This is a genomic window from Streptomyces sp. NPDC101219, from assembly GCF_044767675.1.
In the GTDB taxonomy this organism is placed as follows: domain Bacteria; phylum Actinomycetota; class Actinomycetes; order Streptomycetales; family Streptomycetaceae; genus Streptomyces.
Window position 1 is genome coordinate 80,252 of sequence record NZ_JBIWOK010000020.1, and the last position, 22,883, is coordinate 103,134.

Below are 22,883 nucleotides of genomic sequence, written 5' to 3' on the forward strand. Positions count from 1 at the left end.
ACGTTCCCCCGACGTCCCCCCCCTGACGTGCCCCTGACCGGAGTTATCCACAGGGCCAGCGGGAGGGTGTGATCCGCGAGATCGTCTCCGCATGACGAACCACAGCGAAGCGACCGGATCCCCCGAAAACGGCGACCGGGCCGACCACGGCCTCGAGGAGGCGCTGGAGCGCAGCGGCGTCGCCGGACCCGCGGATTCCGCCGCGCCCACGCCGGCGCACCCCGACCGGGACGGCGACCGGCCTCCCCCTCGCCCCGCGCCGGACATTTCCTGCACCACGTCGTACCGGAGCCACGGCGACACCCAGCAGGTCACCCTCCGCAGCCCCGCCGAACTCGCCGACGCGCTGCCCTACCTCCTCGGGTACCGGCCCGAGGACAGCATCGTCCTGGTCGCCCTGCACGACAAGGACGGGCAGGGCCGGTTCGGCGGCCGGGCCCGGCTGGGCATCCCCGCCAACCGGGACGACTGGCCGGCCGCCGCCCGGCAGCTGGCCCAGGGCCTGATCAACGCAAGCGCACGCCGGAGCGCCCGGCCCGAGCAGATGATCCTCTTCCTCTGCCGGGAACCGGACAGGGGCGGGACCGGCAGGCAGGTCAAGGAACATCTCACGCCCCTGGCCCACGCGCTGCGTGTGGAGTGCGGCGCCCTCGACGTCCCGGTGGTGGAGGCGCTGTGCGTCTCCGACGGCCGGTACTGGTCGTACTGCTGCGACAACCAGGAATGCTGTCCGGCGGCCGGCACCCCCATGGGCCTCGCCGGCACGTCGGTGCTGGCCGCCGCGGCCACCTACGCCGGACTCCAGGTCCGGGGCACCCTGCGCGAACTCCGTGCCAGGCTGCTGCCGAGGGAGGGCTCCGCCACCGTCGACCAGGAGGCCGCCCTCGGCGCCGCCGGTCTGGAGCTGGTGCCCAGGATCCTCGACGAGGCGGGCCGCGCGGCGGTGGCCGACGAGACCCTGCGCCTCGCCGAGCGGGTCCTGCGCCGCCTCGCAGCCACCCCGACCGTCTCCGGCGCCCTTCCGTCCGACCTGCGCGACGACGACCTGATCCGACACGACGAGGCCGCGACCCTGATCCTCGGACTGCAGGACCGCACGACCCGCGACCGCGCGGCCGAGTGGATGGAGGGCGACGACGCGGCCCCCGCCCTCCGCCTGTGGCGAGCGCTCGCGCGCCGCTGCAGCGGACCGTACGGCGAGCATGCCGCGGCTCCGCTCACCCTGGCCGGCTGGGTCGCGTGGTCCACCGGCGACGAGCTCGAGGCGCGGGAGGCCCTCGCCATGGCCCTCGGCGCGGACCCCGACTACCTCTTCGCCCGGCTGCTGCACCAGGCGTGCAACGAGGGACTCGACCCGGAGTCGGTCCGGCGCTGCCTGCGCTCCGAACGGTCGAGCCGGACCGGGGGCGGTGACGGCGCCGGGGCCGGTTCCGGTGCGGGAGAACGTGACGGTGACGGCGGGCGGGGCAGCGATGGGGCTGTCGCGTCGGGGCGACCGGTAGGGGCTGGTGGACCCGCTGAGAGGGCGCGTGGCGTCCGGGTTGTGGGAGGCGATGGAGCCGCTCAAGGCGTGGGTGGCGTGGGTGACGCGGTTGGTGCGGGTAGTGCGACTGGAGCCGGTGGTGCTGCGGCTCCCACGTCCTCCGGGCCCTCCGATCCCTCCGGGTCCGAAGGTCCCGCGACCCCCGGGCGCGAGGGTCTCCGGGTCCGGGACACCTCGTCGCGCCGTCGGAGCCGTGCTCGGGTGCCGGGCCCCGGCGGCGCGTCGCCCCGCCGGTCGCGTACCGACGGCCGTCGGCCGAGCGCGCGGATTCCCCGCCAGCGGATCCCCGCGACTGCCACGCACCCGGGCGGAGGTGCTCGGCGGGCCTCCCGCCCGGGTGGCGCGGCCGACGGCGGTACGCGTCCGGCGGGGGCACGCCCCGGCGGGCCGGGCCCGGGCGGCCCGCGCCGACCCGCCGCCGGTGCCTGCGGAGGGGGCACACCGTCCGGCAGGCCGTGGAGCGACACCGAGGGTGCGGAAGGGGAGGACTGAGGGGTGAGCACGGGGGCCCACCGCTGCCGGGGCGCGGTCCCGGGCGTCACCTCGCGGCGCGCGTGACCCGGGACGGGCGGGGGCGTTCACGTGGGATGGGTGGCAGCGCGTCCGCAGCGGGCGCGATGCCGATCCGCCGCCGGGCCGGCCGGAGCCCGTTCTCGGCGGCCGCGCCGAAGGCTCGTCGAGCGCAAAGAAGCCCGTCCATGCACGAGCCGTCTCCGCCGCCCGCCCCGGTGCCCCCGCGGGCCCCGGCACCTCCGGCCGGCCCGCCTCCGGCCGCCCCGGTGGACGACGACCACCGCTCCGTCGCCGAGCCGGCGGGACAGCCGGGTGACGGCCGCTCCGTTGCCAAGCGTGCCGGGCAGCCGGGTGACGGCCGTCCGTTGCGGAGCGTGCGGGGCAGCCGGGCGGCCACCCGGGGTCCGTGGTGTTGGACAACGGCCAGCAGGACCCCGGGGCGGGACGCCCCACGAGCGGTGGGCGACGTTGCGCGTCCGCGCCACCGCCACCGGGCAGGCCGAGCTGGGCCCTGGGCGCCCCGGGTACGGCGTCGGACACGGACACACGCGCACCCTCCCAGTTCCGCCCTGGCCGTGGCGGGCCTCGCCGCCGCGGGCCACGAGACGGAGGTGACGTCGCTGCTGCGGGGCGTCCTGGCGGCGGCCGAGGCGTTCGATCACCGGCTGCCAGTGATGTACGCCGGGGAGCAGCGGACGGAGGGGAGCGCGCCGCTGCCGCACCCGGCGGCCTGCCGCACCGCCGCCACGCCAGCGGCCGCCGTGGTGCTGCCGCTGACCACCGCGGCCGGCATCCGCCCTGACGCCCCCGCCGGGGCGGTGTCCCTGCACCCGATGCGCAGCGCCCCGCGCGGGGAGCTGCGCCTCACCGGGCTGCGCGTCGCCGGCGCATCCTTCTCCCTATGGGTCGGCCGACTCGGTGTCGCCGTCGTCGAGGAGGCCGCCGACGGCTTGCAGCTGGGCGTGTGACCTGCCGCGACACCCTTCGGCGAGGCGAGCGGAACAGGATCGGGTGACCGTTCATGACCGACGTCGATCAGGCGTCGCCGGGGTCGGCGAAGGGAGTGCTTATCGTCAGGAAGACGACTATGATCACGGCATGCCCTACGACCCGTCAGCCTTTCCGCCCTTCGCCGTCACCGTGGACCTGGTCGTGCTGACCGTGCGCCGCCATTCACTGTGCGCGCTGGCGGTCCGTAGGGGCGAGCCTCCCTTCCAGGGGCGCTGGGCCCTCCCCGGCGGGTTCGTGCGCGCCGACGAGGACCTGGCCCAGGCGGCGGCGCGCGAACTGGCCGAGGAGACCGGCCTGCGGGTGCACGACCCCGGTGTTCCGGTCCAGGACAACGGCGCCCACCTCGAACAACTCGCCACGTACGGCGACCCCAAGCGTGATCCCCGGATGCGGGTCGTCAGCGTCGCGCACCTCGCCCTCGCCCCCGACCTGCCCGCACCCCGGGCCGGCGGCGACGCCAGCAACGCCCGCTGGGCACCGGTCGAGGAACTGCTGCTGCTCGGCGGCTACGGCAGGGACGACGAGCAGGTGACACCCCTCGCCTTCGATCACGCGCAGATCCTGGCGGACGGCGTGGAGCGGGCCCGCTCCAAGATCGAATACTCGTCCCTGGCCACGGCGTTCTGCCCGCCCGAGTTCACCGTGGGCGAGCTGCGCAGGGTGTACGAGGCGGTCTGGGGCGTGGCCCTCGACCCGCGCAACTTCCACCGCAAGGTCACGGGCACCCCGGGATTCCTCGTCCCCACCGGCGGCACCACGACCCGCCAGGGAGGACGGCCCGCCCAGCTCTTCCGGGCCGGTGGAGCGACCCTGCTCAACCCGCCGATGCTGCGCCCCGAGGTGTGACACCGGCCGGTTCGGCCGGCCACCCCGATCCCCTCGGGCCCGGAGTGCCCCGTGGTGCCCGGAAAACCCGATATGGCGCGCTATCTTGCTTCGGGTGATCGAGGCCATCGGACTGACCAGCAACCCCCGCAAAGAGCTTCCGCCCGCCGTCGACAACGTCTCCTTCGAGGCGCACGCGGGCCGCGTCACCGCGCTGCTCGGAGCACCGGGCGCGGGCAAGACCACGGCACTCAGACTCCTGCTCGGACTGCAACGCGGCCGGGGCGTGGCCCACTTCAGGGGACGCCCGCTGCACCGCATCACCCAGCCCGCACGTGAGGTCGGCGTGCTGCTGGGCGACGTACCGGGTCACCCCGCCCGTACGGCCCGCGGACATCTGCGCATGCTGTGCGCCGCCGTCGGTGCGCCGGCCGGGCGGGCCGACGAAGTCCTCGAAGCGGTCGGCCTGGTGAGCCTGCGCGACGAACGCCTCGGCACCCTCTCCCGAGGTGCGGACCGTCGCCTCGGCCTGGCCTGCGCCCTGCTGGCCGACCCGCACACGCTGGTGCTCGACCAGCCCACCCGTGGACTCCCCCCACGCGAACACCGTTGGCTGCACGCCCTGCTCCGCGCCCACGCCGACCAGGGCGGCACCGTCCTCTGCGCGACCGCCGACCCCAAGGAAGCGGCCCGGATCGGGGACCACGTGGTCACCCTCGACGGGGGAAGAGTCGTCGCCGACCAGGACGGCGCGGAGTTCTCCCGTACCCGGTTGCGCCCCCGCGTGGCCGTCCGGAGCCCTCATGCCGCCCGACTCTCGGCACTCCTCAGCAAGGAGGCCCGTACCGCCCGCCGTTCTGTGGAGGTCGTGCAAGAAGGCGGCAACCGCCTCTGCGTCTACGGCAGTACGTGCGCCGACGTCGGCGAGATCGCGTTCCGCCACGGCATCGTCGTGCACCAACTGGCCGACGAGGTCGGTGACATGGGCCCGGGGGCCGGGAACGATCACCCCACCGGCCCTACCACCCCCACCACCCCTGCCACCGCCACCGCGCCCACCACCCTCACGGGCCACACTGCTCACACCGCCCCCGCCTCCACGTCTCCCCCCGACCCGGCACCCGGGCCCGAGACCGCCCCCACCCCCGGCGGCGAGCTCCTCCTCGCCCCCTCGACCGCCCCGACCGCGGAGCTGAAGCCGACCGCGGAGCCGAGACCGACCGCGGATCCGAAGCCGACCGCGGATCCGGAAGCAGACCCGGAGCCGGACCCGGCCGACGGAGCACACCAGCCCCCAGCGCCCCCGGCAACGCCAACCGCCCCCCATCGCGCCCCCGCCGGGCCCGCCGACACGGCCCCCACGGCCCCCTCCCCCACGGCGCATACGGCATCCGTGCAGCTTCCGCCGCCGCTCTCCGTCCGCACCGCTCCCGCGCCCCTGCGCCCCCTGCGCTACGAACTCCGCCGTGCCGCAGGCACCGGCACCGCCCTGCGCGTGGCCGTGGCGGTGATCGTCGTCTCCGCGCTCACGGCCGTCCTGCTGGCCCGTATCGGCCACACCCCGCAGCCGCGGCTGCTGGCCGCGTGGCCGAGGGAGCTGCCCCTGCCGCCCGCGGCGATCGGGGCGGGGCTGCTCGGGGCGCTGGCCTTCGGTGAGGAGTTCCGTCACCCGGTGCTGGCGGCGGACCGTGGCACCGTGTCCCGGCGGCTGGGCCTGCTGACGGCCAAGCTGTTCGTCGCCTCGGTCTCCGCGGTGCTGCTGGCGGTGCTGACCGTCGGCTGCGACGCCCAGGTGCTGTATCTCGTCCACGGGCGGGAGATCGCCGAGGTCCCGCCCGCCGACTGGCTGCCGCTGGGTGCGAGTTGGCTGGGCCTGGTGACCGGCTGTGCCTGGGCCGGCGTCCTGGGGGCGGGCCTGTTCCGCTCCGCCAGCGCCGGGCTCGCCGTCGTGCTCGCGGTGCCCCTCCTCGTGGAGCCCGTTGTGGAGTGGGTGACGCGGGGCACGCAAGTACGAACCGCGGTCGGGTTTCCGCAGCGGCTGCGCGAGGTGCTGCCGCTCCGCTGGCCCTTCGGGGGAGAGCGTTATCTGGAGGGGGTGCTGCGGATGGTCGGCCAACCCGTGGGTGGGGCGCTGACGTTGTCCGTGATGGCTCTGGCCTGCGCGTTCCTGCTGAGCACGCGGCGCCGCAGAGTCCGATGACGACTGTCCCTGTCGCTGCTGTTACGGCCGTGCGCACAACTCCCCGTGGAAAGCCCATTTCTTTCCGATAAGGCGTCAATTGCGACGGGGTGAGCGATCACCCTTTCGTGTGCTTTTCACCAAAGCCCTCAAGGGAGTTGGGAGCAGCGCCGAAAAAGGATGCGTGAGTACCGTTGCGCACACCATGATGACCGCCGCCCGCACCGCCGACACCGGCCTCGCGAACCCGGGCGAACTCGACCGCTACCCCTTCGCGGAGGCCCCCGCGACCGACCGTATGGGGCGGCCCCCTGTCTTCGAAGGCGCGGATCCGGAACTGGCCCGGGTGGGCCGTCGCGCCGCGGGCAGCCGCGGGCGTGGGCTGCACGGCCAACTCGTCCAGCAGCTCGGACAGATGATCGTTTCGGGAGATCTGGGGGCCGACCGCCCGCTCGTCCCCGAGGAGATCGGCCAGCGTTTCGAGGTCTCCCGCACCGTCGTCCGGGAGTCGCTGCGGGTGCTGGAGGCCAAGGGTCTCGTCAGCGCCCGCCCGAACGTGGGCACGCGGGTGCGCCCGGTCAGCGACTGGAACCTTCTTGATCCGGACATCATCGAGTGGCGGGCCTTCGGGCCGCAGCGCGACGACCAGCGCCGCGAGCTCAGCGAGCTGCGGTGGACGATCGAGCCCCTGGCCGCCCGCCTGGCCGCCGGGCACGGGCGCGACGACGTGCAGCAGCGCCTCACCGACATGGTGGAGATCATGGGCCACGCCATGGGGCAGGGTGACGCGCTCACGTTCGCCCGGGCCGACTCCGAGTTCCACTCGCTGCTGATCCAGCTCGCCGGCAACCGCATGCTGGAGCACCTGTCCGGCATCGTGTCCGCCGCGTTGCACGTCTCCGGCGGCCCGGTCACGGGTTGTGAGCGGCCCACCGAGGCGTCACTGGGGCACCACGGCCGCATCGTCGACGCCCTCGCCGGCGGTGACGGCGCCGCGGCCGAGGTGGCCATGCGGCAGCTCCTCACCGTCCACCCCGAAGTGGAACGCGTGGTGCCCGCTCCCCGCGAGCACTGATCGCGGTCAGCAGCGGACGGCGGAGCCCGGCCCGCCATCCCCCTCCTGTGGCAGGGCCAGGCCGGCCGTCCTCCGTCGGACCCCGCGGGGTCCGACGGAGCGGCGGACGACGACGGGGTGAGACCACACCGTCTCCCCTTTGTGTCCATGTTTGTCTGCATATGACCGTTCTTGCATGTTTATGGTGTGTGACTCGGGCCACGCGGAATGGACGTAACGCTCCTGGGCAGAACGCGATGACCTAGTTGGTGGCAGTCATGGAGGGAATACGGACGCCGATGACGGCGCTGTGCTCTCCCGGCACCCACCCGCACCGTCGGCCCAATCCCCAAGTCGGCGGTCGGCTCCGGTCCGACGTGGACGGGGCCGGAAGCCGTTTTCCAACGTTCCGAGAGGTTGTTCGTGTCGGCCAGCACATCCCGTACGCTCCCGCCGGAGATCGCCGAGTCCGTCTCTGTCATGGCGCTCATCGAGCGGGGAAAGGCTGAGGGGCAGATCGCCGGCGATGACGTGCGTCGGGCCTTCGAAGCTGACCAGATTCCGGCCACTCAGTGGAAGAACGTACTGCGCAGCCTCAACCAGATCCTCGAGGAAGAGGGTGTGACGCTGATGGTCAGTGCCGCAGAGCCCAAGCGCACCCGCAAGAGCGTCGCAGCGAAGAGCCCCGCCAAGCGCACCGCCACCAAGACGGTCGCGGCGAAGTCGGCGACCACTCGGAAGGCCACCGCCACCGCCGCCACCCCGGCGGCACCCGCCGCGGACGAGGCCGGCGAGGAGGAGGTCCCCGCCAAGAAGGCCGCGGCCAAGAAGACCACCGCGAAGAAGACGGCCGCGAAGAAGACCGCGGCCAAGAAGACCACCGCCAAGAAGACGGCGGCCAAGAAGGACACCGCGGAGTCGGGTGAGGAGGAAGTCCTCGAAGAGGCCAAGCCCGCGACGGAGGAGCCCGAGGGCACCGAGAGCGCCGGCTTCGTGCTGTCCGACGAGGACGAGGACGACGCGCCCGCCCAGCAGGTCGCCGCCGCCGGTGCCACCGCCGACCCGGTCAAGGACTACCTCAAGCAGATCGGCAAGGTCCCGCTGCTCAACGCCGAGCAGGAGGTCGAGCTCGCCAAGCGCATCGAGGCGGGCCTGTTCGCCGAGGACAAGCTGGCCAACTCCGACAAGCTGGCGCCCAAGCTGAAGCGCGAGCTGGAGATCATCGCCGAGGACGGCCGCCGCGCCAAGAACCACCTGCTGGAGGCCAACCTCCGCCTGGTGGTCTCGCTGGCCAAGCGCTACACCGGCCGCGGCATGCTGTTCCTGGACCTGATCCAGGAGGGCAACCTCGGTCTGATCCGCGCGGTGGAGAAGTTCGACTACACCAAGGGCTACAAGTTCTCCACGTATGCCACCTGGTGGATCCGGCAGGCGATCACGCGCGCCATGGCCGACCAGGCCCGCACCATCCGTATCCCGGTGCACATGGTCGAGGTCATCAACAAGCTGGCGCGTGTCCAGCGCCAGATGCTCCAGGACCTGGGCCGCGAGCCCACCCCGGAGGAGCTGGCCAAGGAACTCGACATGACCCCGGAGAAGGTCATCGAGGTCCAGAAGTACGGCCGCGAGCCCATCTCCCTGCACACCCCGCTGGGCGAGGACGGCGACAGCGAGTTCGGTGACCTCATCGAGGACTCCGAAGCCGTCGTGCCGGCCGACGCGGTCAGCTTCACGCTGCTGCAGGAGCAGCTGCACTCCGTCCTGGACACCCTGTCCGAGCGCGAGGCGGGCGTCGTCTCCATGCGCTTCGGTCTCACCGACGGTCAGCCGAAGACCCTCGACGAGATCGGCAAGGTGTACGGCGTCACGCGCGAGCGCATCCGCCAGATCGAGTCGAAGACCATGTCGAAGCTGCGTCACCCGTCGCGCTCCCAGGTGCTGCGCGACTACCTCGACTAGACCGCGGCCGACTCAGGCACACGACACACCGACGAAGGCCCGGCCCCCGCACGCGGGGGCCGGGCCATTCGCCCTGTCCCGCGGGTGCGGCTCCCCTCACCGTGGATCACGCTGGGTGTTCAACATCCACCCCAGTGTGAGGAGTGCGCATGCGTCGTCGCCTTGCCCGGGCCCTGTCCCGGCCACTGGTTCTCGCGGCCGCGGCAGCCGCGATACCGCTGACATCGGCCGCTCCGGCGGCCGCCGACACCATCGTCGTCGGCGGTTTCCCGGTCGATGTGTCGGAGGGTCCCTGGACCGTCGCGCTGTCCAGCCGTGACCGGTTCGGGGGTACCCGGGGGGGACAGTTCTGCGGGGGAGTGGCCGTCGGACGGACCACCGTGCTCACCGCGGCGCACTGCATGGACAAGGAGGTGCTGGGGGCCCCACCGGACGGGGTGCGCGACCTCAAGGTCATCGCCGGGCGCACGGACCTGCTCTCCGAGGAGGGCAAGGAGATCGCGGTCCGGTCCACCTGGGTGAATCCGGGCTACGACGCCCGCACCAACTCGGGCGACTTCGCCGTGCTCAGTCTGGCCGAGGCGCTGCCCGAGGACTCGGTGATCGGGATGGCCGCCACCGGAGACCCCGCCTACCGGGCGGACACGCCCGCCACCGTCTACGGCTGGGGGGACATGACGGGAGGCGGCTCCTACGCGGGCAGCCTGCGCGCGGCGCGGGTCCGTGTCCTGCCCGACCGGCTCTGCCAGGCCGCGTACCCGGGCGACGCCGACGGCACCTACCGGGCCGACACGATGCTGTGCGCGGGCGAGGTCGCCGGCGGGCGGGACGCCTGCCAGGGGGACAGCGGCGGGCCGCTGGTGGCCCAGGGGCGGCTGATCGGCCTGGTGTCGTGGGGAAGCGGCTGCGGCTGGGCCGGCAGCCCGGGCGTGTACACGCGCGTCTCCGACGTCCTGCGGACGCTCGGCTGGGGCTGAGACGCCCGACGCCGCGGCTCGGCCGGCCCTGCTGCTCAGCGCCGCCTGACGTAGGCCGGAGATGCCTGCTCCCGGGGGCCGTACGGGGTGCACTCCGCGTCGGGGCAATGCCGACGTGCCGGAGTGCTGGAGCCTGGAGTGCTGGAGCGGGGGCCGTCGCTTGAGGGCCCCCTGCAGGGCTGGACGTCCCGGCTAAGGCCCACGAGGCCCGGAACGCGTGGGAAGCGCCCTGGCGTGGCGCTGCACGCCCCGTACGGCGCCTGTTCGAGGCGCGGCGAGGAGCTGAGGAGCTGTGGACGGCGCCCGCACACGGGACGGGCGGCAGCCGGAGCGGGTCCTGCTGCACGGCCGGACGGGCCGATGGATCGATCAGGCCGTCACGGGATCGACGCGGCCTCAGGCCCCCGCACCAGAGCAGTCCACGGCGGCGGGCAGCCGGGACGGGACGCGGGCAACCGCGCCCGAACCGTGTGCCTCGGAGCGCCCCAGGCCTCGGGCAGCACAGGCACAGGCAGAGGCCGGCCGGACACGGGCCGGCGGCCGGAGCAGGTGAGCCGGGCAGAGCCCGGCAGCGCACCCGGGTATGAGCCGGGCGGCCACCTCCGTGGGGGAGGTGGCCGCCCGAGGGCCGGCCTGTGCCGGTCTGGCTCGTCGTGGTGCGCGAGTGTCAGCGCTCTTCGGCGGAAGCGGTCGCCGAAGGGGACGTCAGACGCTCGGTCTCGTCCTGTATCTCAGCGGCGATCTTCTTGAGTTCCGGCTCGAACTTGCGGCCGTGGTGGGCGCAGAAGAGCAGTTCTCCGCCGCTGAGCAGGACGACGCGCAGGTATGCCTGGGCGCCGCAGCGGTCGCAGCGATCGGCGGCCGTCAGCGGGCTCGCGGGGGTCAGAACAGTAGTCACGTCGCCTCTTCTCTAGCTCGACGAGCTGTCGTACCAGGGTCAACATCCAACCAGGCCCAAAACGTTCCCGCTCGGGGCTTCTTCTCGAAAAAATCTTTCCGAGAGGTCGGCTGTTGCCGGTTGGCGGCGAATGTGCCGTATTGCGTGTCTGATGTGTCGTACGGATTCGCGTCGTCTTCGGGTGGTCGGCCCTCCCGGCTGGGTTGCCGGTCGTTCATGAGGACGTGCCCGGAGCCTAAATGGTTCATGCCTCGAAGGGAACGTGATGTGTGCTTCACCCCATCGAGGGATCGAACAGGTATGCGACTCTGGACTAGGGTGTCCGGGGACGAGGGTGGCGTGACAACGGCTCTATCAGGCCTCGGTACCCTCTCACCGGTGACTGAAGCGCCGCCCTTACCCATAAGGGCGCCATCTGAAATTCAGCGAGGAGCGAACCGCGTGACCGCCGAGACGTCCGTGCCGTCCACAGCTCTGCTGGCAGGAGCAGACCGCGACGGTTCCAATTACACCGCTCGGCATCTGCTCGTCCTCGAGGGGCTCGAAGCCGTCCGTAAACGGCCCGGCATGTACATCGGGTCGACCGACAGTCGCGGTCTGCTGCACTGCCTGTGGGAGATCATCGACAATTCAGTGGACGAGGCCCTCGGCGGCTACTGCGACCACATCGACGTGATCCTCCACGACGACGGTTCGGTGGAGGTCCGGGACAACGGCCGGGGCATTCCCGTCGACGTCGAGCCGAAGACCGGTCTGTCCGGTGTCGAGGTCGTCCTGACCAAGCTGCACGCCGGCGGCAAGTTCGGCGGGGGCTCCTACGCGGCCTCCGGCGGTCTGCACGGCGTCGGCGCCTCCGTCGTCAACGCGCTGTCCGCCCGCCTGGACGTGGAGGTGGACCGCGGCGGGCACACCCACGCGATCAGCTTCCGGCGCGGTGTTCCCGGCGTGTTCAGCGGGTCGGGACCGGACGCGAAGTTCGAGGCCGGCAGCGGACTGCGCAAGATCAAGAAGATCCCCAAGACCCGCAGCGGCACGCGCGTGCGCTACTGGGCCGACCGGCAGATCTTCCTCAAGGACGCCAAGCTCTCCCTGGAGACGCTGCACCAGCGGGCTCGGCAGACCGCGTTCCTGGTGCCGGGCCTGACCATCGTCGTCCGGGACGAGTACGGCCTCGGCGACGGCGGAAGCAAGGGTGAGGAGTCCTTCCGCTTCGACGGCGGCATCAGCGAGTTCTGCGAGTTCCTGGCCTCCGACAGGCCCGTCTGCGACACCCTCCGGTTCAGCGGCCAGGGCACGTTCAAAGAAACGGTCCCCGTCCTGGACGAGCGCGGCCAGATGACGCCCACCGAGGTGACCCGGGAGCTCGGCGTCGACGTCGCCCTGCGCTGGGGGACCGGCTACGACACGACCGTCCGGTCGTTCGTCAACATCATCGCCACCCCCAAGGGCGGCACCCACGTCGCCGGTTTCGAGACGGCCGTGGCCAGGACCATGAACGAGGTGCTGCGCGCCAAGAAGCTGCTGCGCGTCGCCGAGGACGACATCGTCAAGGACGATGCCCTGGAGGGCCTCACCGCGGTCGTCACCGTCCGGCTGGCCGAGCCGCAGTTCGAGGGGCAGACCAAGGAGGTCCTCGGCACCTCGGCCGCCCGGCGCATCGTGAACAACGTGGTCTCCAAGGAGCTCAAGGCGTTCCTGACCTCCAGCAAGCGGGACGCGGCCCAGCAGGCCCGTGTCGTCATGGAGAAGGCGGTGGCCGCGGCCCGTACCCGGATCGCCGCCCGCCAGCACAAGGACGCCCAGCGCCGCAAGACGGCCCTGGAGACCTCCTCGCTGCCCGCCAAGCTGGCCGACTGCCGCAGCGACGACGTCGAGCGCAGCGAGCTGTTCATCGTCGAGGGCGACTCCGCGCTCGGCACGGCCAAGCTGGCCCGGAACTCCGAGTTCCAGGCACTCCTGCCGATCCGCGGCAAGATCCTCAACGTCCAGAAGTCGTCCGTGACGGACATGCTCAAGAACGCCGAGTGCGGGGCGATCATCCAGGTCATAGGAGCCGGGTCGGGACGGACCTTCGACATCGACACCGCCCGCTACGGCAAGATCATCATGATGACGGACGCCGATGTGGACGGCTCCCACATCCGCACCCTGCTCCTGACGCTGTTCCACCGCTACATGCGGCCCATGGTCGAATCGGGCCGGGTGTTCGCCGCCGTGCCGCCGCTGCACCGGATCGAGCTCGTCCAGCCCAAGAAGGGCCAGGACAAGTACGTCTACACGTACTCGGACCGGGAGCTGCGCGACAAGCTCATGGAGTTCCAGAGCAAGGGCATCCGCTACAAGGACTCCATCCAGCGCTACAAGGGCCTCGGCGAGATGGACGCCGACCAGCTGGCCGAGACCACCATGGACCCGCGTCACCGCACCCTGCGCCGGATCAACCTCACCGACCTGGAGGCGGCCGAGCAGGTCTTCGACCTGCTCATGGGCAATGACGTGGCGCCGCGCAAGGAGTTCATCTCCAGCTCGGCGGCGACCCTGGACCGTTCCCGCATCGACGCCTAGCTAGGGTCTTTGTTCTGGATCAGGCCGGATCAGCACACCTGGGCCGTACGCGAGCCCGGCACCGCCGTGCGACGGCGTCCGCCCCCTGCGGGAAGTCCCGCAGGGGGCGGACGGCCGTCGGGGCTTGTGGTGCGCTGTGGAGAAGGCCGGCTACATCCGGCGCACCGCCGACCCCGACGACCGCCGGCGCGTCCACGTGGTCATGGAGGAGACGGCCCAGGAGCGCATCCTGGAGGTGTACGGGCCCTTCCACCAGCGTCTGGCCGCCCTCTTCGGTGACTACGACGCCGACGAGATCGCCGTGCTGACGGACTGGTTCACCCGGGCCCGCGCCCTGTTCGACGACGCGCTGGACGACATCCGGGAGACGGTGGTGACCTCCCCGCCGGCCGGCGGACCCCGCCCTCACCGAAGGTGACGACGACGCGTTCTGCCGCCCCGTGGCGCGTCGCGGACCGGGGTGGCGTCCCGGACGCGCCCGCCGGTGCTGCCCCTGCGTCGGGGTCACCTGATGGGGTGAAGTGATTCGGGAAGAAGAGTCGGGGATCTTCCCGTTCTGTCCATCCTTGGGCATGCAGCAGAACAACGACCGCCCGCGCCGTGCCGGGGGTGGTCATCACAGTGCCGTCGGTCCCGCCGGCGGACCCCGCCAGACACCGCCCGACGAGGCCGGCGACCTGAGGTACACCGACCCCTGGTACGACGCGCTCGCCTCGGGCTGGGGCGAGTCAGCCGGCACCGGACCCGCCACGGTGCCCGCCCCGCCGGCCCGCCGGGAGCCCCGGGCCGCGGCCGACGCGGACGTGTACCTCGAAGTACAGCGCAGCGCGGCCTTCCAGGAGGTGCGCAGCCGCTACCGCCGCTTCGTGATCCCGGGCGCCGCCGCCTTCTTCGCCTGGTACGTGGCGTACGTGGTGACCGCCACCAGCGCCCCGCACCTGATGGCACGGCCCGTGGCCGGAGCCGTGAACGTCGGGATGCTCGCGGGGCTCGGACAGTTCCTCACCACCTTCCTGCTGACCTGGGCCTACACCCGGCACGCGCGGCTGCGCCGGGACCGCGCGGCACTCGACCTGCGCTGGGAGACCCAGGAACTCGCGCGCGGCCGGGGCGGTGCGGCATGACGGGTGATCACCAGACGCCGGCACTGCTGCTGTTCAGCGGGTTCGTCGCGGTCACGCTGGCCATCACCACCTGGGTGAGCCGCCACCGGCACGGATCGCCGGAGGAGTACTACGCCGGCGGCCGCCTCTTCTCGCCGATGGAAAATGGTTTTGCCATCGCGGGCGACTACATGTCGGCCGCCTCCTTCCTCGGCATCTCCGGTCTCATCGCCCTCTACGGCTACGACGGCATGCTCTACTCCGTCGGCTTCCTGGTGGCCTGGCTGGTGGTCCTCCTGCTGGTGGCGGAACTGGTCCGCAACTGCGGCCGGTTCACGCTCGCCGACGTCGTCGCCGCGCGCATGCGGGAACGGCCGGTGCGCATCGCGGCGGGAACCTCCTCGGTCGCCGTGTCCGTGCTGTACCTGGTGGCGCAGATGGTGGGCGCGGGCACGCTCGTCGCGCTGCTGCTCGGCGGTTCCGGCACGGCGGCACAGTCGTGGGCCGTGATCGGCGTCGGAGCACTCATGGTGATCTACGTGTCCCTGGGAGGGATGCGGGCCACCACCTGGATCCAGATCGTCAAGGCGGTCCTGCTGCTCGGCGGCACCATCGCGCTGACCGTGCTCGTCCTGCTGCGCTTCCACGGGGACTTCAACCGGCTGCTCCTCACGGCCGCCGAACGCAGCGGCCACGGCGAGGCGTTCCTCGCGCCGGGACTCGCCTACGGCAGTGACCTGACCGCCCGCTTCGACTTCATCAGCCTCGGCCTGGCCCTGGTGCTGGGCACGGCCGGTCTGCCGCACATCCTGTCCCGGTTCTACACCGTGCCCACGGCGCGGGCGGCCCGCCGCTCGGTCGTGTGGTCCATCGGCCTCATCGGCGGCTTCTACCTGATGACGATCGTGCTCGGGTTCGGCGCCGCCGCCCTCGTCGGCAGCGACACGGTGCGCGCCTCCAACGCCTCGGGGAACACGGCGGTCCCCCTGCTGGCGCTCGACCTGGGCGGCGGAGCCGGTTCCACGGGCGGCACCGTGCTGTTCGCGGTCGTCGCCGCCGTCGCGTTCGCCACGATTCTCGCCGTGGTCGCGGGCATCACGCTCGCCTCCTCCGCGTCCGTCGCCCACGACCTCTACGCCTCGCTGCGGCGACGCCGCTGCGGGAAGCCGTACAGCGAGGTGGCCGTCGCGCGCATCGCGGCCGTCGGGATCGGTGTCGTCGCGATCGCCCTCGGACTGCTGGCCCGCGACCTCAACGTGGCCTTCCTGGTGGGCCTCGCCTTCGCCGTGGCCGCCTCGGCCAACCTGCCGGTGCTGCTCTACTCCCTGTTCTGGCGCGGCTTCACCACCCGTGGCGCCGTCTGGGCGGTCTACGGCGGACTGATCCCGGCCGTGCTGCTGGTCCTGGTGTCGCCGGTGGTGTCCGGCAGCCCCGAATCACTCTTCCCCGGCGTCGACTTCCAGGTGTTCCCGCTGCAGAACCCCGGCCTGGTGTCCATCCCGCTGGGCTTCCTCGCGGGCTGGCTCGGCACGGTCACGTCCGGCGACACACCGGACGAGGCCCGGCACGCGGAGACCGAGGTGCGGTCCCTGACCGGAGCGGGCGCCGTGTAGCGGCACCCGCGCGCGCCACGGCGCGGGCCGAGACGGACGGCGCCGGGACGCGTATGCAGGGGAGGGCACGGTTCCTTCCCCCGCCCCCACGGGCCGTGCCTCTCAGGCGCGGGCCGCCCACGCGTAACGGTGTTCCGGGCGGCCCGCGTCCCCGTACTTCAGGGTCAGCGTGGCCCGTCCCGTGCGCTCCAGCAGCTTCAGGTAGCGCTGGGCGGTCTGGCGGCTCACTCCGGTGCGTTCGGCGATCTCCAGGGCGGACAGCGGCCGCTCGGCGTGCATCAGGCACTGGCGCACCAGTTCCGCAGTGGCGGGGGAGTGTCCTTTGGGCAGACTCGGCTCGCCGGTCGCCGACAGGGCCCCGAACATGCGGTCCACCTCGGCCTGTTCGGCCTCGCCCCCGCCGTCCAGGGTGCGGCGCAGAGCCGCGTACGCCTCCAGCTTCGACCGCAGCCCGGCGAACGCGAACGGCTTGACCAGGTACTGCAGCGCACCGTGCCGCATCGCCGCCTGCACGGTGGACACGTCGCGCGCCGCCGTCACCATGATCACATCGGTCTGGTGTCCCCGCCGGCGCATCTCCCGCACCACCGCGAGACCCGTGCCGTCGGGCAGGTAGTGGTCCATGAGGACGAGGTCCGGCGCCGGCACCGCATCCAGGCCGCGCAACGCCTCGGCCGCGCCGTGGGCCAGGCCGGCCACATGGAAGCCGGGCACCTTCTCCACGTAGGCCGCGTTGACCCGGGCCACCCGGACGTCGTCGTCCACGACCAGCACCTCGATCATCGCGCCTCCTCCTCGCTCGGTCCGGGCACGGCAGCCGCCCCGGTCGGGGCGGGCTCCGTGCCCGCCCCGTCGAGGGCCTCGGGCAGGACGACGGTGAACTCCGCCCCGCCGCCCGGCGCCTCGCCCACGGTGGCACTGCCGCCCTGCCGCTCCGCGAGCGTGCGCACCAGGGACAGCCCGATACCGCGCTCACGGTGCGCCGGCGGCTCCTTGGTGGACCAGCCCTCGGTGAAGACCATCTCGCGCTGCTCTGGCGGCACACCGGGGCCGGTGTCCCGCACCACCAGCACTGCCGTACGCCCCTCGGCGCGCAGCTCGGCCTCCACCCGCGCGTGCGGCGTGCCGGCCACGGCGTCCAGGGCGTTGTCGACCAGATTGCCGAGCACGGTGACCGGCCCGCCGGGATCGATCAGCCGGTCCGGGAGCCACGTCCGGTCCGACACGCCCAGCGCCACGCCCCGCTCGGCCGCGACCGTGGCCTTGCCGACCAGCAGCGCCGCGAGCAGCGGGTCCCTGACCCGCTCGGTGACCTGCTCCGCCGTGGCCCGGTGGGCGCCTACGACCTCGGCCACGAACTCGACGGCCTCGTCGTACAGCTCCAGCTCCAGCAGCCCCAGCAGGGTGTGCATCCGGTTGGCGTGCTCGTGGTCCTGGGCCCGCAGCGCGTCGATCAGACCACGGGTGGAGTCCAGTTCCCGGCGGCCGGTCCAGCTCGGTGCGGTCACGGAAGGTGGCCACGGCGCCGCCGTCGTCCGTCGGCATGCGGTTGGCGACCAGGACCCGCTGTCCGCGGACGGTCAGCAGATCGGCGCCGTCCGCCCGACCGGACAGGATGTCGGCGGTGCGCCCCGGGCCCAGTGCCTCGTCGGGGGAACGGCCCACCGCCTCGTCGCCGAGGCCGAGCAGGCGCCGCGCCTCGTCGTTCAGGAGCCGGACATGTCCCGCTCGGTCCAGGGCGACGACCCCCTCCCGGATGCCGTGCAGCATGGCCTCGCGCTCGGCGAGCAGCGCCGCGATGTCGGAGAAGGCCAGGTCCCGGGTCTGCCGCTGCACCCGGCGCGAGATGAGCCAGGCCGCGAGGGCGCCCACGGCCAGCGCGCCGCCCGCGTAGGCGAGGAGGCCGGGAATGGCGTGGATCAGCCGCGCGCGGACGCTGTCGTAGGCGATGCCCACCGACACCGCCCCCACGATCCGGCCGTCGTCGTCGCGCAGCGGCACCTTGCCGCGGGCCGAGCGGCCCAGGGTGCCGTCGTCGATCTCCATGACCTCGTGCCCCGCCAGGGCTTCGCCGGGGTCGGTGGAGACATGGCCGCCGATCCGCCGCGGGTCGGTGTGGGACCAGCGCACCCCGTGCCGGTCCAGCACGACGACGTATTCGGCGCCGGTGGCCTCCCGGATCCGTTCGGCCTCCCGCTGGACCGGCCCGTCGGGCGAGGCGGCCGTGGTCCGCAGGTCGTCGGCGATCCGCGACTGCTGGGCGGTGGTCTGCGCGATCGCCAGGGCCCGCCGCATCGCCTGGTCGTCCAGCTGCTCGCCGAGGGGCGCCAGGAACAGGCCGGTCGCCAGCACAGCGACACCCGCGGCGATCGCCAGCTGCATCAACAGCACCTGCGAGAACATCCGCCGCGGCAGACGGAGGCGTCGGCGGTGCGCGGGGGGAGTGGAGCTCATACCCAGACGGTACGTGGGCAGCCGCACGGTTCCCCACGGGTGTGGCGGGCGCCTCGCGGCACCACGCGGTGGGCGGCTCATCCGTTCGCCGCCGGACACCACGCGGTGGGCGGCTCTCCCGTTCGCCGCCGGACACCACGCGGTCGGCGGCTCATCCGTTCGCCGCAGAATCGCCCGGTCGTGGCCCTCAGCAGGCCAGGGACGTCACCGTCACCTCGCGGATCGCCGTCGCGTCCATGCGCGCGGGCGATCCGAGGACGGAGCCGCAGCTCTCCGGACGCGGCGGTGAGGAAGCGCCCTGGCGCACCTCCACCCACCACTGGCGGCCGTCCGCGTGGGCGACGGTGACCTCCCAGCGCGGCGCCGTGCCCTGCGTCCGTACGACGCTCAGCGCGTCCGCCCCGTACACGCCCTCCGCCGCGCGCACGGCCAGCTCGGCGGCCTGTCCGGGACGCTCCCAGGCGGAACTGCCCCGGCACCCCTCGACCACGATCCGGCCCTCCTGCACGCCGTGCAGGACCTCCTTGACGGCGTGGGCCTCGGCCCTGCCGTAGGCGTAGCCGTACGGGAGGACGAGCACGGTCGGGGAGAAACGGTGACCGCCCAGATGCGTCACCTCCCACACGCCGTCGACGCCGGAGGCGGCCAGCTCGGCGGCGAGGGGCCGCCCGAGGAGGGCGCAGCAGCGGTCGCGCTTGCCGTTGGTGCAGACGAGGGCCAGGGGGTCGCCGTCGTGCGGTTGTCCGCCCAGCGCCGTGTCGAAGGTGGTGTGCTCTCCCCGGCCGAGTGCGGCGAAGTCGAGGTCGAGCAGGTGCCCGGGGTCCGTGATCGTGGCGGTGTGCAGCCACACCCGGCCCGGGACGGTGTGGGCGGCGTACACCCGGCGGGCGGTGCCGGCGTGGCGGTCGGCGTGACGTCCGGTGCGCCGGATGAGCGCGATGCGCACCCCGGTGCCCTTTGCGGCGGCTTCCAGGGCGCGGCCCAGTGCGGGGTCGAGGTGGCTCGAGGTGAGCGCCTTCGCACCCCAGGGGCCGGGCTGCTCCAGCAGCAGCCAGGTCCTCGCGGTGGCCGCGGTTCCCGCGAGAGGCTCGTCGAGCTCCCGGGAGGCGGTTGAGCACGTACTCACACAGGTGAGCCTAACCTGACTTGGCCGGAGCATGCCTCCCGACCCACGGCCCCGTGCTCCGGTCGGCGGGGGACGGCCTGCGTCGTCCGGAAAAGACGCAGGCCTTTTCGCGCCTCAGGCGTCGGGAATGTCGGCCTTTGCTCGGATCAGGGTTTCGCGGCTGATCACCACGATGTTCTCGTATTCTGCTCGTCCGGCGTCCGGCGGAAGCTGGGGATCGAGGCGTGCCGTGGATTCGGTGCCGATCACGGCGAAATTACCGTCGGACAACTCGAAGATGTCCGGGCAGTTCTGTCCGGTCTGGCATCCCCGAGCCTGGGGAGAAGGCCCGATCCGACGGACGATGTGACTCACGTGCAGTCCCTCCGAAATCCGAGGCTGCACCCTTCGGGAGCCGTGCCTGACCGGACCTCGTGGTGCAGCACAGCTGCCGCACCGTTGAGCAGGTGCGGACTACTAGTAGCGTCTCGCGCGGTTGCTGGCAACGAGGTTGGGACATCTGGGGCCGGCGGTGTTGTCCGGCGCCGGGGCCCGGTCCGGTGGGCCGTTTGCGGCCGGGAACGGCGGCAGGGCCGGGGCTGGGAGGCCGGTGGTCCGGCAGTGAACGTCACGGCCGCCGGCGGGTGCTGTCAAGCGGCGCCCGCCGACGACGCCCGAAGGGGTGCGTCCGCTCGGGGGTCCGACGGGTGTTCGTGAGCACGCGGCCCGGTCACGTCGCGGGGGGCATGCCGCGCGGGGCCTCGTCGCGGGTGTCAGGCCGCGTCCGGCGGTGTCTCGGGCGGCAGTTCCCCGACGACCCACCATTCGTCCGTGTCCGACTCCTCCAGTTGTTGCAGGAGCCCGTCGACGAGTTTTCCGAGTTCGGCCTCCTCGCTGGAAGCCTCCAGGGTTTCCCTGTGGTGCGCGGTGGCCCGCCAGTAAGCGCGGCAGACGGCATTCTGGAACATGCCGCGGACCGAACCGTGGAACTGTTCACGGCTCAGTATTCCCATGCGGTAGTTGAAAACCATGCTGGTGTACATGGCATTGGCGTACAGGAATTGGCGCTGTGTCTCCTGGGGGACGGCCGGACTATAGGTGTCGAGCACCTCCAGCAGGGCGGCGTTCCCGGGGTCCATGGCCTTGCTCAGCAGTTCCCAGTGCAGGCGGTGCTGGTGGGCCAGGGCCGTCGTCCTCCGGGCTTCCTCGGTCGCCTGTGCCAGGCGTTGGAGTCGCTCACCGAGCGAGCAGGTGATCCGGTCGTGGGCGGTCCGGGCCGTGACGGCCCCGGCCAGAAAGCCCACTCCGGCCGCGACCAAAGGAAGAAACCTTCCTGCCACGACTTTCCGTGTGGCCATGTCAAATACCCCCGATCAGGCCGCCGTCCGCCGGTCGTCGGCTGGCGTGGGTGGATGCGAAGGGACCGGCGAGCGGTGGGCGGCGCGTGCCGCCTCCCAGGGTGCCGAGCGGCTCTGATCGGCGGGAAGGCGGAGAGGAAGGCGCACGGAGGGAACGGAGGGTCGCACACATCGGCGCCATGCCCGGCATCTGCCCCGCGCACGCCGTCGACAATCGTGCGGTCCGCGCCCGGCGGAGTCGCTCGTATCCTGGGCGCCGGTCGAGTCGTCGGACGTACGCCGGGGCGCATACCGGCGCACGGAGAGGTGGAGAGCGCGTGGCGGAGCGGAACAGCGAGCGGCGGATTCCGGTGGTCATTCTGGCCGGATTCCTCGGTTCCGGGAAGACGACCCTGCTCAACCACGTCCTGCACCACAGCGGCGGCAGCCGGATCGGGGCGATCGTCAACGACTTCGGGGCCATCGAGATCGACGCGATGGCCGTCGCCGGTGCCCTCGGGGACTCGACCGTCTCGCTGGGCAACGGATGTCTGTGCTGCGCCGTCGACGCCAGTGAGCTGGACGTGTACCTCGAACGGCTCGCCCAGCCCTCCGCCGGCCTCGACGCCGTCGTCATCGAGGCCAGCGGTCTGGCCGAACCCCAGGAACTGGTGCGGATGGTGCTCGCCAGCGAGCACCCGGGCATCGTGTACGGAGGGCTCGTCGAGGTGGTGGACGCCGCCGAGTTCGACGACACCCGGGCCCGGCACCCCGAGATCGACCGGCACCTCGCCCTCGCCGACCTCGTCGTGGTCAACAAGACCGACCGCGCGGCCGATCCGGACGGGGTGATCGCCCGCGTCCGCACCCTCGTCGACGGGGCGGCCGTCGTGCCCGCCGCCCACGCGCGGATCGACCCGGAGCTCCTCTTCGACTGCCGGCCGGGCGAGGAGCGCCTCGGCCAGCTGTCCTTCGACGACCTGCGACTGCACGACCACGAAGGCGAGGAGGAGCAGTCCTCCGGGCAGCACGCAGGGCATCTGCACGCCGCCTACGACAGCGTCTCCCACGTGTCCGGGCGGCCCACCGACCCGCGGGCGCTCATGCGGTTCCTCGACAGCCGGCCCGAGGGCCTGTTCCGCATCAAGGGCTACGTCGACTTCGGACCGTACGACGTCCACAACCGCTACGCCGTGCACGCGGTCGGGCGGTTCCTGCGGTTCCGGCCCGAGCCGTGGGCGCCGGGCGAGGAGCGGCTCACACAGCTCGTGCTCATCGGGTCCGGCATCGACGCACCCGCCCTGCGCAAGGAACTGGAGGCCTGCGCGAGCGACACCCCGCAGGCCGACGAACGCGGCATGTGGGGTGTGCTGCGGTACGTGGACGGCACCGAGGACGACGACCCCGACGCCCACGCGGACCCTGATCCGCAGGCGCCCGCACAGGCGTAGCACCGGCCCGGACGGCCCGCACCCACCCGCCGGTCCCGGGGCGGCGGTGCGCGGGACGGGCGCGGCGCCGAACAGCCGGACCCCGCCCCCGACTCCTGGGGACGGGGTCCGGAGGGGCACCCTTCCAGGGGGCCTGGACCGGCCCCAGGAGATGTGGACCCGGCCCCAGGAAACCTGGACCGGCCCTGGGGCCTCTCGTTTGGATCACGCCGGGCTCGCGGGCCCCGGCACCGCGCCTCGCCGCGTTGTCGTCGGTTGTCAGGGCTCCGCCCTGCCGCCCTCCTCCGCCTTGCGAG

16 protein-coding genes and 2 pseudogenes are annotated in these 22,883 nt (G+C 72.6%); 12 read left to right on the forward strand and 6 right to left on the reverse strand.

The window, feature by feature from the left end; all coding sequences use genetic code 11:
- Positions 1–91 precede the first annotated feature (91 nt).
- The 7 genes and pseudogenes from ACIRPP_RS29430 to ACIRPP_RS29460 all read left to right on the forward strand — a co-directional run bounded on the left by ACIRPP_RS29430 (position 92) and on the right by ACIRPP_RS29460 (position 10,061).
- The gene (locus tag ACIRPP_RS29430; RefSeq protein WP_403648973.1) at positions 92–2,035 is read left to right on the forward strand and encodes a DUF4192 domain-containing protein; all 1,944 of its coding nucleotides are present in this window, start codon (positions 92–94) and stop codon (positions 2,033–2,035) included.
- A 584-nt stretch (positions 2,036–2,619) separates the two neighbouring features.
- Positions 2,620–3,024: pseudogene (locus ACIRPP_RS29435) on the forward strand (glycogen debranching protein); the annotation flags it as partial.
- A gap of 130 nt (positions 3,025–3,154) precedes the next feature.
- On the forward strand, positions 3,155–3,913 hold the full coding sequence (locus tag ACIRPP_RS29440) for an NUDIX domain-containing protein (protein ID WP_403648976.1): 759 nt from the start codon (positions 3,155–3,157) through the stop codon (positions 3,911–3,913).
- 94 nt (positions 3,914–4,007) lie between these two features.
- Positions 4,008–6,092, forward strand: coding sequence for an ATP-binding cassette domain-containing protein (locus tag ACIRPP_RS29445; RefSeq protein ID WP_403648979.1), 2,085 nt, complete (start codon positions 4,008–4,010; stop codon positions 6,090–6,092).
- Positions 6,093–6,255: 163 nt separating this feature from the next.
- Positions 6,256–7,146: a FadR/GntR family transcriptional regulator gene (locus ACIRPP_RS29450; RefSeq protein ID WP_403648982.1), complete on the forward strand. Its 891-nt coding sequence runs from the start codon at positions 6,256–6,258 to the stop codon at positions 7,144–7,146.
- Between the two features lie 402 nt (positions 7,147–7,548).
- On the forward strand, positions 7,549–9,084 hold the full coding sequence (locus ACIRPP_RS29455; protein ID WP_403648985.1) for an RNA polymerase sigma factor: 1,536 nt from the start codon (positions 7,549–7,551) through the stop codon (positions 9,082–9,084).
- A gap of 149 nt (positions 9,085–9,233) precedes the next feature.
- Positions 9,234–10,061 carry a S1 family peptidase gene (locus ACIRPP_RS29460; protein WP_403648988.1) on the forward strand — a complete coding sequence of 276 codons (828 nt, stop codon included), beginning with the start codon at positions 9,234–9,236 and terminating at the stop codon, positions 10,059–10,061.
- Positions 10,062–10,728: 667 nt separating this feature from the next.
- Here the strand turns inward: ACIRPP_RS29460 and ACIRPP_RS29465 are convergent.
- Entirely contained in the window at positions 10,729–10,959 is a 231-nt protein-coding gene (locus tag ACIRPP_RS29465; RefSeq protein WP_164336075.1) for a hypothetical protein, read from the reverse strand.
- A gap of 441 nt (positions 10,960–11,400) precedes the next feature.
- On the opposite strand from ACIRPP_RS29465, the gene ACIRPP_RS29470 reads away from it, so the two are divergent.
- The 4 genes from ACIRPP_RS29470 to ACIRPP_RS29485 all read left to right on the forward strand — a co-directional run bounded on the left by ACIRPP_RS29470 (position 11,401) and on the right by ACIRPP_RS29485 (position 16,240).
- Positions 11,401–13,524 carry a type IIA DNA topoisomerase subunit B gene (locus ACIRPP_RS29470; protein ID WP_403648991.1) on the forward strand — a complete coding sequence of 708 codons (2,124 nt, stop codon included), beginning with the start codon at positions 11,401–11,403 and terminating at the stop codon, positions 13,522–13,524.
- A gap of 136 nt (positions 13,525–13,660) precedes the next feature.
- Entirely contained in the window at positions 13,661–13,942 is a 282-nt protein-coding gene (locus ACIRPP_RS29475) for a MarR family winged helix-turn-helix transcriptional regulator (RefSeq protein ID WP_403648994.1), read from the forward strand.
- 154 nt (positions 13,943–14,096) lie between these two features.
- A complete protein-coding gene (locus tag ACIRPP_RS29480; protein ID WP_403648997.1) occupies positions 14,097–14,648 on the forward strand; it encodes a DUF485 domain-containing protein in 552 nt (183 codons plus the stop codon).
- Positions 14,645–16,240: a cation acetate symporter gene (locus ACIRPP_RS29485; protein WP_403649000.1), complete on the forward strand. Its 1,596-nt coding sequence runs from the start codon at positions 14,645–14,647 to the stop codon at positions 16,238–16,240. The genes ACIRPP_RS29480 and ACIRPP_RS29485 overlap by 4 nt, the downstream gene beginning before the upstream one ends.
- 102 nt (positions 16,241–16,342) lie before the next feature.
- On the opposite strand, the gene ACIRPP_RS29490 is transcribed toward ACIRPP_RS29485, so the two are convergent.
- The 5 genes and pseudogenes from ACIRPP_RS29490 to ACIRPP_RS29510 form a co-directional block, all read right to left on the reverse strand.
- On the reverse strand, positions 16,343–17,023 hold the full coding sequence (locus ACIRPP_RS29490; protein ID WP_403649003.1) for a response regulator: 681 nt from the start codon (positions 17,021–17,023) through the stop codon (positions 16,343–16,345).
- A pseudogene (locus tag ACIRPP_RS29495) lies at positions 17,020–18,694 on the reverse strand (ATP-binding protein). The gene ACIRPP_RS29490 and the pseudogene ACIRPP_RS29495 overlap by 4 nt, the downstream one beginning before the upstream one ends.
- 187 nt (positions 18,695–18,881) lie before the next feature.
- Positions 18,882–19,820, reverse strand: a complete 939-nt coding sequence (locus tag ACIRPP_RS29500) for a sucrase ferredoxin (RefSeq protein ID WP_403649006.1) — start codon at positions 19,818–19,820, stop codon at positions 18,882–18,884.
- A gap of 114 nt (positions 19,821–19,934) precedes the next feature.
- Complete coding sequence (locus tag ACIRPP_RS29505; RefSeq protein ID WP_343242779.1) at positions 19,935–20,174, reverse strand: hypothetical protein; 240 nt, start codon at positions 20,172–20,174, stop codon at positions 19,935–19,937.
- A 398-nt stretch (positions 20,175–20,572) separates the two neighbouring features.
- Complete coding sequence (locus ACIRPP_RS29510; protein ID WP_403649011.1) at positions 20,573–21,157, reverse strand: DUF6082 family protein; 585 nt, start codon at positions 21,155–21,157, stop codon at positions 20,573–20,575.
- 317 nt (positions 21,158–21,474) lie between these two features.
- Here ACIRPP_RS29510 and ACIRPP_RS29515 point away from each other — a divergent pair, with 317 nt between their 5' ends.
- The gene (locus ACIRPP_RS29515; protein WP_403649014.1) at positions 21,475–22,587 is read left to right on the forward strand and encodes a CobW family GTP-binding protein; all 1,113 of its coding nucleotides are present in this window, start codon (positions 21,475–21,477) and stop codon (positions 22,585–22,587) included.
- The last annotated feature ends 296 nt before the right edge of the window (positions 22,588–22,883 follow it).

What these genes read in the sequence shown, in the direction of transcription:
- ACIRPP_RS29430 (WP_403648973.1), top strand. Translation starts at nt 92, where the DNA reads ATGACGAACCACAGCGAAGCGACCGGATCCCCCGAAAACGGCGACCGG.
- ACIRPP_RS29440 (WP_403648976.1), top strand. Translation starts at nt 3,155, where the DNA reads ATGCCCTACGACCCGTCAGCCTTTCCGCCCTTCGCCGTCACCGTGGAC.
- ACIRPP_RS29460 (WP_403648988.1), top strand. Translation starts at nt 9,234, where the DNA reads ATGCGTCGTCGCCTTGCCCGGGCCCTGTCCCGGCCACTGGTTCTCGCG.
- ACIRPP_RS29480 (WP_403648997.1), top strand. Translation starts at nt 14,097, where the DNA reads ATGCAGCAGAACAACGACCGCCCGCGCCGTGCCGGGGGTGGTCATCAC.
- ACIRPP_RS29485 (WP_403649000.1), top strand. Translation starts at nt 14,645, where the DNA reads ATGACGGGTGATCACCAGACGCCGGCACTGCTGCTGTTCAGCGGGTTC.
- ACIRPP_RS29490 (WP_403649003.1), bottom strand. Translation starts at nt 17,023, where the DNA reads ATGATCGAGGTGCTGGTCGTGGACGACGACGTCCGGGTGGCCCGGGTC.
- ACIRPP_RS29510 (WP_403649011.1), bottom strand. Translation starts at nt 21,157, where the DNA reads ATGGCCACACGGAAAGTCGTGGCAGGAAGGTTTCTTCCTTTGGTCGCG.